Genomic DNA, 13,081 nt, shown 5'->3' with positions numbered 1-13,081 from the left:
CTCATCACGTAGCCAATCGCCTCTTGCCGCCCAAAAGGCACCACCACGCAGTCCCCCACCGTCAGCTCATCCAGCTCCTCCGGAACCCGGTAGGTCAGCGGCTGCTTGATTCCAGGGGCTTCGACATTGACGACAAGGGAGGCGTACACGAGGACTAGGCCGCCCGCTGCAACGCGTAGGGTTGAATCAGAATCTCCGCCGGAAGCCCAAGCCCTGTGTGCAAGCGACGGATCATCTCCACGCTCAGCGGACGACGGCGATTCAGCACTTCAGCAACCCGACCACGTGCCCCAATAAACGGCTCCAGATCACGGCGTGTTAGCCCCCGGCTCTCCATCCAGTACTCGATTGCATCCACGGGATCGGGCGGCAGGATGGGAAAGTGCTTCCGCTCATATGCCTCCACCAGAGTCACCAATACCTCCAACCGATCTCCTTCAGGAGTGCCAGGCGTGGCATCGAAGAGCCCCTCAATCTCGGTGAGAGTCTCACGATAAATGGTGTCGTTGTGGATAGGTCGAATGTTCATTTCGCGACGTCGCGAGTGTATCCCGATCCCGTTTTGGGTGCAAGGCGATTTCACGGAAGCTTTCCCAATACGGTCTTGACGCTCACACGTTACCCCGACGGAGATCGTCGGGCTATGGGGCGCTTCGCGCCGCGCCTTCGGCGATACTTTACCGACGAGGCACGAGGAGGAGGCGACTTGCTCGCCCCATAGCAGGACGTTCACCGTCAACGTTTTATTAGTGGGGCGTGTCAAAAGTTGTCTTGAGCCCTGTCGCAAATTCTTCTAGCTGCTCCGACCAGCTCTGCGTGGTTGGCGACATGGACTTGGGCCGCTCCGCACCAAAACTTAATGTCCCCTGCGCCTCATCTTCGTTATCGTAGAAGCGAATCTCCAGGTTGGCAAGTTCTCCCTTCACGTCGTAGCCGCGTGTCACCTCGGCGCGGGCCAGCTTTGTTCAGGGAACGTGACGACGCACGCCGCCCCGCACCCACGAGATGCCCTCGCTATCCACGCGCACCAGCTCCCCACCCGAGCGTAGCGCCGCCAGCGACATCAAAAGCCCCGCCGCCAGCATTGCAAACATCACACCAAAAGAACCAGTAATGAGGATCGCCCCCAGCACATACTTTACCAAGGGCAAGTTGGGTTGAGGCGAAAACCCTCCCCGCGTTAGTCCCCAAATGAGAAGAGCGAGAAATGCCAGAAAAAGCAATACTCCCAGCGCCCCGGCAATACGATTCAGAGAGTGCACAAAGCCCAAACCAAAAGCGGCGGTTTTCTCCATCGGTGTTGTGGGCTTGCGCTGCCACGTCGTGCGCTCTTGCCGCTCCAGGGAGATGCCTTTCTTGCGACAGACCCAGCGCCCATAGAGATGCCCAATAAACATCGAGAGCGTCGGTATCCCTGCGAGTTTTCCAAGGTCATCGAGCCAGAAGAACTTCCGGTAAGGGGGGATGTGGTAGTGAATCAGAATGGCAACAAGAGTTCCAAATACCAGAAGGCAAACGCTCAGAGCCTTGCCCGATGCCATCAGATACTCAAACTTGGCAGCTTGCTCATCGCTGGCACTAACCATGCGCGGCACTTCTCTTGTTTTCTGTTGCTGGCGCATCTTCGGGATTATACGCATAATGGACGTATGAAATTCACGGTTTTTACCAAACCCTACAAAGACGAGATTCCGGCACTGGGCAAGCGCGTTGCGGCGCTGGGCGTGGACGGCATAGAGCTGCCGGTGCGTCCCGGCTATCCGGTGACGATGGACAATGCGGCTGTCGAGCTTCCTAAAGCCGCGAAGCTTCTGCGCGAGGAATCGGGCGTTAGTATCGAGAGCATTGCGCCGAGCTTCACAAGCGACGGTGCGGAGCTGACTCCCAAGCTCTTTGAGGCGTGTGGCAAGGCGGGCGTCCCGATCATCCGTATCTGCCCGATGCCGCGTGAGGGCGAGAGCTACCTGGATGCCGAGAAGCGCTGGCAGAAGCTGTTTCTGGGGATGGCTCCCGCACTGGAGAGCAATAACGTTGCGCTGGGGATTCAGAACCACTCAGGGCGCAACGTGCCTGTCCATGCCTTCGGCCTGCGCTCGCTGCTCACGCCGCTGCCCGCCAAGTCTATCGGGGCGGTCTGGGATGCGGCGCACAATGCGCTGGAGGGCGAGGGCGCAGGCTTTGCGCTGGAGCTGATCTACGGGCCATACTTTAAGATGCTAAATCTCAAAAATGGCTACAAGAAACGCGCCGACGATGGCAAGTGGAAGACGTTCTGGTGCAAGGGCGACGAGGGCCTCTCGGATTGGAAGGCAGTGGCGGAGAACCTCAAGAAGCGAGGATTTAATGGGACGGTCTGTCTGACGGCGGAGTACAGCGAGCCGGGCGGCGTGGAGAAGCATCTCGCGGCGGATATCGCCTATGCGAAACGCCTCTTTGCGAAGACGGGGAACTAAGGCGCGACTCTCGCGTTCTTTATAGCCGTGGCCACACTCACTCTGCGCCGAAAGGCGATGTTCTCCGCAGCGCATGCCTACTGGTTTGCCGACCGCACCGACGAAGAAAATCGGGCGATCTTTGGCAAGTGGGCCTCGCGCTGGGGGCATGGGCACAACTACGAAGTCGAGCTAAGTGTCGCCGGTCAGCTCGATGAAACCACGGGAATGGTGGTCAATATCACCGACGTAGACAAGGCGCTCAAGCGGGCTCTGAAGCCGCTACGCGACAAGCACCTCACCTACGAAGTGCCTTACTTCGCCACCCATGCCCCGACGACCGAGAACATCGTGCGGTTTCTCGGCGAGCAATTTAACACGGAGTTCACCGACCCGGCGGCGCGGCTCACTAAAATTATCGTGTGGGAGACGCCCACCCTTTCCGCTTCAATGGACTTTGACGAAAGTACAGAGAGTAACACTATGGTCTGCCTCACCCGCTGCTTAGACTTCGCCGCCGCCCATCGACTCCATGCGCCGGGCCTGAGCGAGACGGATAATCTAGCTATTTTTGGCAAGTGCAACAATCCCAGGGGCCACGGCCACAACTATGGCGTCGAAGTGACCGTAATCGGCGAGCCTGACTCCGTGACGGGGATGATCGTGGACTTAGTCGCACTCGATCGGGTGCTCGACACGGAGATCATGCAGCGCTTTGATCACAAGCACCTTAACGACGACACAGAAGACTTTGCGGCTACCAACCCGACCAGTGAGAATCTTACGGTCGCTATCTGGCGGCACCTGGAAAATAAAATTCCGGCACCCGCTCGTCTAAAACGTGTTGTAGTAAGAGAGACGGATCGAAACTTCTTCGAGTACGAAGGCAACTAACCTATATCAAAACAAAACTAGCCCGCACGGTTTGTCGGAAACAACCGGCGGGCTCCTGAGAGGAAACCAACCATGTCAAAACCGACCCCCACACTTACCCCGCTACCCCGCATGTTCTTTCACGAGAGCGACCAGCCTGCCCAGCCGCTAAACGGAGTGGAGCGCCGCTACGACGCGGACTTTGTCGCCTCCGAGGCATACCGAGACTCGCTACCCGACATGTCGCTGACGCGCAATGCCGTTCAGGGAGCCAATGTCCCCATCCAGCAAGTCGGGATCTCAGGTTTTCGTCTGCCCTTGCGCTTTATCAGCGAAGACGGCACCGCGCAGCTTTTAGAAGCGCGCGTCACCGGCTCGGTCTCTCTTGAGGCCAATATCAAGGGCATCAACATGAGCCGTATCATGCGGACATTCTACGAGCACAAAGACGCCAGCTTTACGCCCGAGACGCTCGCCGAGATCTTGCGCGATTATCAAGCCACGGTGGGTGGACTCAATGCGCGCCTTAAAGTCAGCTTCTCCTACCCGATGCTCCAGCAGAGCCTGCGCAGTGGGCTCTCGGGCTACCAGTACTACGATGTGAGCTATCAGGCGAGCCTCGATGCCCATGGCACGCTACGGCGCTTTATCGTCTTTGACTTTGTCTACTCGTCGGCCTGCCCGTGCTCCACGGAGCTGAGCGAGCATGCCCGTGCCACGCGAAATGTCTATGCAATTCCTCACAGCCAACGCAGTAAAGCCCGGGTCAAGCTGGAGCTGACCGATGGAGCGACTCTCAGTATCGAGGAGATCCAGCGTCACTGCCTCAACGCACTCAAGACTGAGACACAAGTCATGGTCAAGCGCGAAGACGAACAAGCTTTTGCGGAGCTCAACGGTGCCTACATCAAGTTTGTCGAGGATGCGGCCCGCTTGCTCTTTGAGCAGTTCGATGCCGATGCACGGGTTCGAGACTTTGAGATTGCCTGTGCGCATCTAGAGAGCCTCCACAGTCATGATGCGATTAGTGTCATCTGTAAAGGAGTGCCCGGCGGCTTTGAAGCAGAGTTCACTGACTTCGAGAGCCTGATTTGTTAATGTCATGGGAACATCCAGCGGAACTTAGCAGTATTTCACGGTAAGATGTACCGAACTTGCGCGTCTCCGCGCAGCGAAAGGATTCCGTGAGTATGTCCGTGTCCCCCGTGGACTCGCCCAGTACGCAAAAACCACCTCGTCTCGTGGAGCTCCAGCACCTGCTGGAGCTTCGTTGTGGCACTGCTTCCGAGGCCACTCAGGCCCTCTTGGAAGTATGGCAGACGCAGGCACTCTGTGCCGCAACCGCGTTAAATCGCATGGCATCTCCGGAGAGCTTGCGTCTTAGCGCAGCCCTTGGTTCACCTTCGACGGCAAATACCCACGAAGGCGAGCATCTCTATAAAGATGCTGTTGCACTACAGGCTACCTTTGAGCGCCTCGCATCAGGCTACGAATCCGGGTTGCGGGAGCTAGCAGCACAGGGTCTTCAAGCTCTCAAGAATGCCTCCCACTACTCAGGAAGAGAGCAACAAGAAGAGCTACGTGACGCTTTCAAGCTCCTAAAAGGAGTGCTCGACAATCCTCTTGGCAACCGTAACTTTGCCATCTGGTTTGAGTTTGGCTGGACGCAATGGATGCTACGTGAGCCCCTTGAGACCGTCTCGGAGAGTTTCTACCACGCCGCTCGTCTCTCGGGCAATAGCGGCGACCTCTACCACCTTCATGCTCTGCGCCATCTTGCCTATCTTCAGGCCTCGGCAGGTAAGTGGAGCGAAGCGTGGGAGACCGCTCAGCGTGCTCTGGAGCGAGCAGGAGAAGGGTCGCCGTCGGTTTGGATCGAGGCGGCACGCTATGCTCTCGGTGTGGGTGCGCTCTCCCAAGCGCAAACCTTGCTGGATCGGGCACTGGACCATAGCCCCGAAAGTGCCTTTTCTCTCTTCTCCGATCCTGACTTGACCCCTCTCTACGGTGCCTGTAGCCAGACCATGGAGCGGTTCGCACGGGCGGCCCATGAAGCCGCGGCCCATGAGCTAGAGCGCCTCCACACTGCCCGACAGACCGATCAGTATTTAATGGACAAGCTTGGATTGAAAATTGAGATGCCCCCCGTCCTCACTCTCCCGGAGAGCATTCAGTCCAGCAGCCTCTTTGAAGCGCATGCACTTGCTGCGGCGGCGCATACGGAGGCATCCCAGATCTTCGATACTGCCATTGACTTAGTGGAAAAAGAAGAGGCGAAAGCCACAGAGAATGCCCGGCGACTCAAAGTCCAGATAGATCAAGCTCTCTCGGAAAAGGCGTACTATGAGGGTAGTCTTCGCAATATCGAGGAGCATGCCCGAGAATCAGGCTTTTCTCTGCACAACTACTCGTTTAACAACCCGTTCTTCCGCAAGCGCAACGGTAAGGCCGAGGATGCTCGCTTTGCCTATGAGTCTTTCAAGCAACAGCTTGCCCAGTCGGAAACATACCTGAAAGACCACCTTCCTGCCATGGAAGCCGCCTTTGATAAGCATGAGAGCCGACGGCAAAAAGTCGCTGAGGTGCTTCAGTCACTTATCGCGAAACGCGCGAGCTAGTAAGAGTGTAGCCTGTGTAGAACTCTCGTATCGCCAGAGTCTCGCCGGTGCGCGCGAGTGTGAGGGTCAAACGTGCCATGAGTAGTGCCTGGCCCTTCCCCTCTTTTTGAGCCTGAGGACTGCCTGTCTCTAAGGTATAGGGAGTCACGGCAGCCAGCACCGTTTTCGGAACATCGCTCTCGCGACACTGCGGGGGAAACGTCCCTGCAACCGCAAGTAACTTACGGCGCTTGAGTGTCTTATTGAGCTCATCGCTGAGCTTGCCGACGATACGCCGAATGTCTTCTGGGCGTACTCCCTCCCCAACGATCTTTGCAAATGCCACCTCATCGGCAGCAAGCACCACTTGTTCTCGACCTTGGATACCCAGAATCGGTGGCTCGCCTGTATTGCTCAGAGAGCGGGAGGGAATCCCAAGGAGCGTCTCCCCAATCTGCGCAGTCACCAGGGGAATCATAGCCTCAAGCTGGCCTCCTCTTTCCCCTTTGCCACCACGGCAGCCCAGCATGCCTGCCAGGCAGATCAGACCTACGACACGATCACTTTTACTCATGCAACAGGATTCAACATCTCTACCCACTACCCCTTCTATAGGAAAAACGTATAGGTAATTTTCGCTGTTTATCCCCCCTATAGTTACTAGGTTTTGCTTGTAAAGGAACTTTCTTCGTGTACAATGGAGTCCTAGGCAGTATAATTGCACTGTGAGAAATATTGTGAAAACCCTTAAACCCAACATCACACTGATTACAGGACTGGCACTCGCAACCGCGAGTCTGGCTCAGAGCGATACGGGAACCGCACCCGTCGTCCTGAGCGAGAGTCCCCTCCTGCCCGCCTTTACGTCTCAGCGTGTTCAATCGGGTCGGGATCGCTTTAACAACAATCCTTCTCTTACGAATGAAGGCCTTGTTGAGACCCTCAAAACTAACAAGACTTTTCGTACCAATCTTGCCAAGCACTTTGGGGTTCCTGAGGAACGTGTGATTGAGTTTGTTCAGGATGCACTCGTCCCACAGACACTCGCACAAGACACTCGTGTGATGAACTATGGTGTCACCAAGTCTGGTTTGATTTATAGCAAGAACACGACCTTGAAAAAGGGGACACGTGTTTGGGCAACGCGTGATGGCAAGCCAATCTTGAAGTGGGACTGCTCCAATCCCCTCCTCCCTAAGATTCCTGTATTGCGTGAGCGCCCCAAGCCAACACAGGTGAGCCGAGCAATTGACGCTGGAGTTCTCGCACCTCAAGGTAGCTTGCTGGAACCCGCAGGTCTGGAGGCCCCCGTCGGCATCACACTAGCCATGGACACTCCTGGTGATCCCGTGGTGCCTCCTATCGCTCCGCCGGTTACGACGACTACGGATCGACCGCCAGCCCCCCGAATCCCGACCAATATCGCACGGACGGGGATTCCGTTGATCCCTCTCGCAGGGGTTGTGGGCTTGGTCGTGCGCTCGACATCAACGCCCAACACAATCCCAGAGCCGGGCACCCTAGCGCTACTCGCACTGGGAAGCGCAGGTCTACTGGCCCTGCGCCGCCGCAAGCGCTGACAGAGCATCAAAGCGCTCCTTCAACCCCTCACCATAGGCTCTCAGTGAGTTTCCCTCAGGACCTTCGGTGAGGCGGCGGTGGAGTTTTTCAAAGGGCCGCACTTCAATTCCGCCCTTATTCGCATCCGCAACAAGAACCAGCGTAGCTTCCGCCCAGTCTTCGGTGAGCTGCCACTGTGCCCCTAGTGTTCGTACAAGAACTTCTCCAAGGTAGCAGCCGGTGTAAAAGATCACCAGGTCGCGTTGCTGGGTACTCGTCTCCTCAAGCTGCGGGTCGGAGACTGCTAGTAGGGCATCGAGCACTGCCAGCGACTCCGGGGAGTAGTCCAGAGTTTGCCCACGGGCAGATGCTTGACGAACTAGGGTCTCGGCGTAGAGCCCCACATTCTCTAGGGTAAGGGTCATTCGCCCAGATAGGCTTTCTTGACCTCGGGGTTGGTGCGCAGCTCGGCGGCGGGCCCTTCCAGCGTAATGCGGCCTGTCTCCAGAACATAGCCCCGGTGCGCGACGGCCAGTGCCTTGTTGGCATTCTGCTCCACTAGCAACACAGCGACTTTGTGCTCTTGATTGATCGTCGTGATAATCCGGAAAATATCTTGGACGATCACGGGAGCCAGACCAAGTGAGGGCTCATCCATCATCAGAAGCTTGGGCTTGCTCATCAGCGCCCGGCCAATCGCGAGCATCTGCTGCTCGCCGCCCGAAAGCGTTCCCGCGTTTTGCATCAGGCGCTCACGGAGCCGGGGAAAGAGGTTGAGGGAGTACTCATAGTCCGATGCAATCCCCGCTTTATCTTTGCGCAGATACGCCCCCAGCTCCAAGTTTTCCTTGACACTCATGTTGGCAAAGATGCGCCGCCCCTCGGGGCAGTGCACAAGGCCACGGGAGACAATGGTAGCAATGGGAGTCTTGGTGATGTTCTCACCCAGAAACGTAACACTTCCGCCTTTGGGACGCACCATCCCGGAGGCAGTGCGTAATAGAGTGCTCTTGCCCGCCCCATTGGCCCCGATCAGGGTCACGATCTCGCCCTCTTCGACCGTGACGCTCACGCCGCGCAGAGCATGGATCGCGCCGTAGTAGACATCGAGGTTTTCCAGCTTAAGCATCGGTCTTTCCTCCCACATCGCCTAGCCCGTCGCCGTCTTCATCCCCCAGATAGGCCTGAATCACCTTGGGGTTACTCTGAATCTCCTCAGGCGTCCCGTGGGCTATTGGCTCGCCGTAGACCAGAACCGTGATCGTCTCACAGACTCCCATCACCACATTCATGTCGTGCTCAATCAGTAAAATCGTCACTTTAAACTCATCACGGAGCCGCCGGATGAGATGCATCAGATCCTCGGACTCTTGCGGGTTCATCCCCGCCGCGGGCTCGTCCAGTAGCAAAAGACGCGGCTTGGTGGCGAGAGCACGGGCAATCTCTAAGCGACGCTGGGCACCGTAAGGAAGATTGCGAGCTTGCTCATGACGCAGCTCATCCAGTCCGAGAAGACTCAGAAGGTGCCGGGAATCGTCGGTGACCGACTTCTCCACGCGCTCAAACACAGGCGTCTGGAAGATCGTCGCCGCCAGGCTCGTGTTCTCCCGCACCGATGCTCCCGTGCGCACATTGTCCAGCACCGTGAGATCTCCAAAGAGCCGGATATTTTGAAACGTCCGACAGATCCCGCGCTGGGCAATCTCATAGGGTTTCTTGCCCGCCACGGAGATCCCCTCAAAGAGAATATCGCCTTCGGTGGGAGCGTAGACCCCGGTCAGCAGGTTAAAGACCGTGGTCTTACCCGCCCCATTGGGCCCGATGAGTCCGGCCAGATCGCCTTCGTTGATGGTGAGATTGACCCCATTGACGGCGGTCAGTCCCCCGAAGCGCTTGATAACATTTTGGCATTCCAGAAGAGGCATACGAGGCCAGAGTATACCACAAACGCCCTATTCCTGGGGAATATCACTATCAAAAAGCCCCTCAGTATCGAGGATCTTGATGGCGAGCTCGGGGGAGAACTCCTGCTGTACCCACTCAATTGCGGCAAGTACATCGGCATCGTTGCGCCCCCGCCAGAAAACCATCTTTCGAAACTGAACCCGCAGCTCGCCAATGTGCTGCTCCTGGCGCTCACGCAGCATGTCCAACTCATCTTCCAAACGTGCGACCACCACATCCTGGGCATAGAGAGAGTCGAGGCCTGTTTGGAGCTCGGAGATCAGCCGTCGTGCCGCCTCTTTTTTCTCCGCGGACTCGCCCGACTCGCCCTCATGACGCGTCAGCCAGCCGTTCAAATAGCCGATCAGCGCCTCGCCATCTCGGCGTGGGTTGCCACCGCCCACCTGCGCCATAAACGCCTCAAAGGCTTCCTGGTCATCAAAGACTTCATCCGGGACTTCCATCGCGTGCTCCAGCTCTACCGACACTTCAGAGCCCCTAACGGTTGCAAGGATTTTAAGGATTTTTACAAGGGTGGCTTTACAGACTGCTGCGGCGCAAGGAGTGCTTTCTCGACAGCTTGACGAACCGTTTCTATTCCGTGTAGCTCCAGCCCGGTTCCTTGAGTCTCCCGCCCGATATTTTTCTGCGGCAGGATCGCGCCGCCAAAGCCCAGCCCCGCCGCCTCACGAAGGCGCTTCTCGATCTGCGTGCAGCTTCGCACTTCTCCCGCCAGCCCGATCTCGCCCAAAAAGACCTGGTTGCCGCCCACAGGACGATCCAAGAAGCTCCCTGCCACGGCGAGCGCAATTGCAAGGTCCGCCGACGGTTCCTCGACCCGCACACCGCCCGCCACCGAGACAAAGACATCCATGTTGGCAAGCGAGAGCCCGAGGCGCTTCTCCAGCACGGCCAACACCAGCGAGACCCGATCCCGGTGCACCCCATTGGTCACGCGGCGTGGGCTCGTGAGATAGCTCTGGGCCACCAGTGCCTGCACTTCGACCAACAAGGCCCGCGAGCCCTCCATCGTCGCCGTGACGGTCGAACCAGGGCTTCCCACAGGCCGCTCGGCTAAGAACGCGGCAGAGGGATTGTCCACCCCCACCAGCCCCTCAGAGCGCATCTCGAAAATCCCCAGCTCATCGGTAGAGCCAAAGCGGTTCTTCACGGCCCGTAGGATTCGGTAGGTCAGATGTGCATCGCCCTCGAAGTAGAGCACGGTGTCCACCATGTGCTCCAGAACACGCGGCCCCGCGATGGCTCCCTCTTTGGTGACATGGCCCACCAGAAAGATAGGAATGCGCTTGCCCTTGGCCAGCGCCGCCAGCGCACTGGTCGCCGCCCGGACTTGCGAGACTGTCCCCGGTGCACTGTCCACATCCGGTGAGATCATGGTCTGGATCGAGTCAATCACCAAGTATTTTGGCTTCAGCTGCTCCACAAACCCAGCGATCACCCCGATATCGGTCTCAGAGGCCAGTAATAAATCTTGGTGGAGCGCCGAGAGCCGAATGGCCCGCAGCTTGATCTGCTCTACCGACTCCTCACCCGAGATATAGAGCGTCGTCCCGTACTGCGCCGCAAGGTTACCACAGAGCTGGCTCATCAGGGTCGACTTGCCAATCCCTGGCTCGCCCCCAATGAGGGTCAGTGAGCCGGGGACGATCCCGCCGCCGAGCACGCGGTCAAACTCAGGGATATACGTGGACTGCCGCTGTCGCTCGCTGATCTCAATCTCAGTGATGGGCCGAGGACGAGACTGGGCAGCTCCCATGTGAGAGAAATTCCCAGCCCCCGCACGAATTTGTGCCGTGAGGGTCTTGGTCTCACGGATCGCCTCCTCGACAAGGCTGTTCCACTCGTTACAGCTCGGGCAGCGCCCCGCCCACTTGGGCTCGACATGAGCGCACTGCTGACAGACAAACCTTGTGGTTGCTTTGGCCAAAAACCTACTCCGCCAGAAGTTCTGACCAGGTCTCGACATCCAGTAAGCGCTCAGACAGCCTTTCGAGAGTCTCTCGTGAGGAAATAGCCTCCAGTAGTGCAACAGTCTCGGGAGCGGGCGGTCCAAATCGCTTTCGCCCCTGGCGCAAGATAATGCTTCTTGCCTCAAGCGCAGCTCCCTGCTCCAGCCCTTGCTCTAGCCCCTGCTCAAGCCCTTGCTCAAGCCCTTGCTCCAACCCCTGCTCAAGCCCTTGCTCTAAACCCTGCCGTAAGCCTTTATCCAAGCCCTCTTGAATCAGTCCCTGGTAGGTTGAGGATAGTTCCAGTACATTTCTGCTCATCAGTTTCTCCACAAGATATTTGGGGTGTTTCAGCCCCATCAACACATAGGTTGCCGTCCGAAGAAGCGCCGCCTCACTGGGCTTACGCTCTCGATCCAGGCGCTCATTGACCGCCTCAACAATCATCGGCAGCTCGGTGCGCGACACTTTGGCTACCGTGGCAAGTGGCACCAGCCCGATCCCACCTTCGAGAAACACCTCGGGCGGCGTTTCCCAGACCCGAAGAATATTGTAGTGGAACCGGGATTTTTAATCGCCGTGTGTAGAGAACATTGTACTCCCATGTCCGCTCTTCTAGCTCAGGATCTGGTCCTGCCTGAAACTCCATGTGCATGGCGTAAGGCGGAACGGTGTTCACCCGCAGAATTCTATCGCCCGCCGCCGTGACCGTGGAGAGATCTGCCTCTACCAGCTCCGTCGGGCCGATGGGCTGTTTGAGAAAACGCAGCCAGTCCTCGGGGTAGAGTTCGACCAGAAATTTTGTCGAGGCATCAAAGGGCTTGGGCACACTTTGAGTATACGGGGAAAGTGGGCAGACAGCACTGTCCGCCTCACGATTCGATTGGGGAAAAACGCTTAGCTTGTTTTGCGGCGACGGATGAGCGGCAACGCGACCAGAGCCGTTCCCAGAAGCGCCAGCGTTCCTGGCTCAGGAGCAGAAGCCCCCCCCAAATTGAGCGTGGCAGGAGCAGCACTGGAGATTCGTGTGGTGATCGGCCCAAACTGACCATTGTTAAATGTCGTTGTGACGAGAATGTAGGTAGTGCCCCCCGTAAGAGCGCGCGACATCAACGAGAGCGACCCGACGCCAGCGTCATCGTCGGCCACAAGAGCATTGGTAAGCGGACTGGCGGGATTGAAGGAGCCTTGATACAGGACAAGAAACGTATCATCAGCCGTTCCAGTGGCCAGTGTTGCTGCCGTGGTCTCAAACGTGTAGGTCTGCGTTGAGTCTGGGATAAAAGTAAGCGCACCGTAGCTGACTGCCGTTCCAACGCCACTAAGGCTAGTAACAGGAGTACCAGACAGGGGGCGGTTGAATGTCGGGGATGCAGCCGTGAGTGTGGTGACGTAGCTATGAGGGGTGGCGACGATTTGGGCGTGCGCGGTGGGTGCGAGCGCGGCCATTGTGGCGACGCTGGCGATGAGAGTGAGAGAACGAGAAAACATGAGCCAAGCTCCTTGGTTAAAGTTAAACCGATGATCGGCCTATTCCGATTGGAGCCAGTATGACAAAGAAAACATATGGGTGTGACTCATTTTGGTTGAAGGGCCCTTCATGCCACTTTGTACCCCACTTGTGGCATCTTCATTTTTAGGTCTGCTCTCTCAATGCAGGGAGAATCCCAAGCAGAACATGTCCCATAAAGCCGAGTTTGTTCCCGTT

General features: G+C 57.4%; 17 protein-coding genes and 1 pseudogene. 5 read left to right on the top strand and 13 right to left on the bottom strand.

Going from position 1 to position 13,081, the window contains the following annotated elements:
- The 4 genes and pseudogenes from RMO15_RS33125 to RMO15_RS00980 all read right to left on the bottom strand — a co-directional run.
- Nucleotides 1–149, bottom strand: a pseudogene (locus tag RMO15_RS33125) (hypothetical protein); the annotation flags it as partial.
- Nucleotides 150–154: 5 nt separating this feature from the next.
- Entirely contained in the window at nucleotides 155–733 is a 579-nt protein-coding gene (locus RMO15_RS00990) for a hypothetical protein (RefSeq protein ID WP_309707013.1), read from the bottom strand.
- A 13-nt stretch (nucleotides 734–746) separates the two neighbouring features.
- Nucleotides 747–944, bottom strand: a complete 198-nt coding sequence (locus RMO15_RS00985) for a hypothetical protein (protein ID WP_309707010.1) — start codon at nucleotides 942–944, stop codon at nucleotides 747–749.
- 21 nt (nucleotides 945–965) lie between these two features.
- The gene (locus RMO15_RS00980; RefSeq protein WP_309707008.1) at nucleotides 966–1,622 is read right to left on the bottom strand and encodes a hypothetical protein; all 657 of its coding nucleotides are present in this window, start codon (nucleotides 1,620–1,622) and stop codon (nucleotides 966–968) included.
- A gap of 27 nt (nucleotides 1,623–1,649) precedes the next feature.
- On the opposite strand from RMO15_RS00980, the gene RMO15_RS00975 reads away from it, so the two are divergent.
- The 4 genes from RMO15_RS00975 (at nucleotide 1,650) to RMO15_RS00960 (ending at nucleotide 5,923) form a co-directional block, all read left to right on the top strand.
- Nucleotides 1,650–2,453 (top strand): TIM barrel protein, encoded by an 804-nt coding sequence (locus RMO15_RS00975; protein ID WP_309707006.1) that lies wholly within the window; start codon nucleotides 1,650–1,652, stop codon nucleotides 2,451–2,453.
- A gap of 27 nt (nucleotides 2,454–2,480) precedes the next feature.
- Nucleotides 2,481–3,326: a 6-carboxytetrahydropterin synthase gene (locus RMO15_RS00970; protein WP_309707004.1), complete on the top strand. Its 846-nt coding sequence runs from the start codon at nucleotides 2,481–2,483 to the stop codon at nucleotides 3,324–3,326.
- A gap of 111 nt (nucleotides 3,327–3,437) precedes the next feature.
- Nucleotides 3,438–4,403, top strand: coding sequence for a GTP cyclohydrolase FolE2 (gene folE2, locus RMO15_RS00965; RefSeq protein WP_369016057.1), 966 nt, complete (start codon nucleotides 3,438–3,440; stop codon nucleotides 4,401–4,403).
- A gap of 92 nt (nucleotides 4,404–4,495) precedes the next feature.
- The gene (locus RMO15_RS00960; RefSeq protein ID WP_309707000.1) at nucleotides 4,496–5,923 is read left to right on the top strand and encodes a hypothetical protein; all 1,428 of its coding nucleotides are present in this window, start codon (nucleotides 4,496–4,498) and stop codon (nucleotides 5,921–5,923) included.
- On the opposite strand, the gene RMO15_RS00955 is transcribed toward RMO15_RS00960, so the two are convergent.
- Nucleotides 5,901–6,476, bottom strand: a complete 576-nt coding sequence (locus RMO15_RS00955; RefSeq protein ID WP_309706998.1) for a hypothetical protein — start codon at nucleotides 6,474–6,476, stop codon at nucleotides 5,901–5,903. The genes RMO15_RS00960 and RMO15_RS00955 overlap by 23 nt on opposite strands.
- Nucleotides 6,477–6,627: 151 nt before the next feature.
- Between RMO15_RS00955 and RMO15_RS00950 the strand changes: the two genes are divergently transcribed.
- Complete coding sequence (locus tag RMO15_RS00950; RefSeq protein WP_309706996.1) at nucleotides 6,628–7,482, top strand: DUF6777 domain-containing protein; 855 nt, start codon at nucleotides 6,628–6,630, stop codon at nucleotides 7,480–7,482.
- Here RMO15_RS00950 and RMO15_RS00945 read toward each other — a convergent pair.
- The 8 genes from RMO15_RS00945 to RMO15_RS00910 all read right to left on the bottom strand — a co-directional run bounded on the left by RMO15_RS00945 (nucleotide 7,453) and on the right by RMO15_RS00910 (nucleotide 12,864).
- Nucleotides 7,453–7,887 (bottom strand): DUF6278 family protein, encoded by a 435-nt coding sequence (locus tag RMO15_RS00945; RefSeq protein WP_309706994.1) that lies wholly within the window; start codon nucleotides 7,885–7,887, stop codon nucleotides 7,453–7,455. The genes RMO15_RS00950 and RMO15_RS00945 overlap by 30 nt on opposite strands.
- Nucleotides 7,884–8,591: an ABC transporter ATP-binding protein gene (locus tag RMO15_RS00940; RefSeq protein ID WP_309706991.1), complete on the bottom strand. Its 708-nt coding sequence runs from the start codon at nucleotides 8,589–8,591 to the stop codon at nucleotides 7,884–7,886. The genes RMO15_RS00945 and RMO15_RS00940 overlap by 4 nt, the downstream gene beginning before the upstream one ends.
- Nucleotides 8,584–9,387: an ABC transporter ATP-binding protein gene (locus RMO15_RS00935; RefSeq protein WP_309706989.1), complete on the bottom strand. Its 804-nt coding sequence runs from the start codon at nucleotides 9,385–9,387 to the stop codon at nucleotides 8,584–8,586. The genes RMO15_RS00940 and RMO15_RS00935 overlap by 8 nt, the downstream gene beginning before the upstream one ends.
- 27 nt (nucleotides 9,388–9,414) lie before the next feature.
- Nucleotides 9,415–9,894: a hypothetical protein gene (locus RMO15_RS00930; protein ID WP_309706987.1), complete on the bottom strand. Its 480-nt coding sequence runs from the start codon at nucleotides 9,892–9,894 to the stop codon at nucleotides 9,415–9,417.
- A gap of 38 nt (nucleotides 9,895–9,932) precedes the next feature.
- The gene (gene radA / locus RMO15_RS00925; RefSeq protein ID WP_309706985.1) at nucleotides 9,933–11,354 is read right to left on the bottom strand and encodes a DNA repair protein RadA; all 1,422 of its coding nucleotides are present in this window, start codon (nucleotides 11,352–11,354) and stop codon (nucleotides 9,933–9,935) included.
- 4 nt (nucleotides 11,355–11,358) lie between these two features.
- Nucleotides 11,359–11,892, bottom strand: coding sequence for a DUF4351 domain-containing protein (locus RMO15_RS00920; RefSeq protein ID WP_309706983.1), 534 nt, complete (start codon nucleotides 11,890–11,892; stop codon nucleotides 11,359–11,361).
- A complete protein-coding gene (locus RMO15_RS00915) occupies nucleotides 11,810–12,202 on the bottom strand; it encodes a hypothetical protein (RefSeq protein WP_309706982.1) in 393 nt (130 codons plus the stop codon). Before RMO15_RS00915 ends, RMO15_RS00920 begins: the two co-directional genes overlap by 83 nt.
- A 68-nt stretch (nucleotides 12,203–12,270) precedes the next feature.
- Complete coding sequence (locus tag RMO15_RS00910; RefSeq protein ID WP_309706979.1) at nucleotides 12,271–12,864, bottom strand: PEP-CTERM sorting domain-containing protein; 594 nt, start codon at nucleotides 12,862–12,864, stop codon at nucleotides 12,271–12,273.
- Between the last annotated feature and the right edge of the window lie 217 nt (nucleotides 12,865–13,081).

Source organism: Armatimonas sp. (genome assembly GCF_031410135.1).
Classification (GTDB): Bacteria; Armatimonadota; Armatimonadia; order Armatimonadales; family Armatimonadaceae; genus Armatimonas.
The sequence above is the reverse complement of the archived record's forward strand: the minus strand, read 5'-3'. Positions and strand labels throughout refer to the sequence as shown.

Bases quoted from the DNA above. Each gene is read 5' to 3' on its own strand.
- RMO15_RS00945 (WP_309706994.1), bottom strand. From the start codon at position 7,887: ATGACCCTTACCCTAGAGAATGTGGGGCTCTACGCCGAGACCCTAGTT.
- RMO15_RS00935 (WP_309706989.1), bottom strand. From the start codon at position 9,387: ATGCCTCTTCTGGAATGCCAAAATGTTATCAAGCGCTTCGGGGGACTG.
- RMO15_RS00980 (WP_309707008.1), bottom strand. From the start codon at position 1,622: ATGCGCCAGCAACAGAAAACAAGAGAAGTGCCGCGCATGGTTAGTGCC.
- RMO15_RS00910 (WP_309706979.1), bottom strand. From the start codon at position 12,864: ATGTTTTCTCGTTCTCTCACTCTCATCGCCAGCGTCGCCACAATGGCC.
- RMO15_RS00955 (WP_309706998.1), bottom strand. From the start codon at position 6,476: ATGAGTAAAAGTGATCGTGTCGTAGGTCTGATCTGCCTGGCAGGCATG.
- RMO15_RS00975 (WP_309707006.1), top strand. From the start codon at position 1,650: ATGAAATTCACGGTTTTTACCAAACCCTACAAAGACGAGATTCCGGCA.
- RMO15_RS00940 (WP_309706991.1), bottom strand. From the start codon at position 8,591: ATGCTTAAGCTGGAAAACCTCGATGTCTACTACGGCGCGATCCATGCT.
- RMO15_RS00960 (WP_309707000.1), top strand. From the start codon at position 4,496: ATGTCCGTGTCCCCCGTGGACTCGCCCAGTACGCAAAAACCACCTCGT.
- folE2 (WP_369016057.1), top strand. From the start codon at position 3,438: ATGTTCTTTCACGAGAGCGACCAGCCTGCCCAGCCGCTAAACGGAGTG.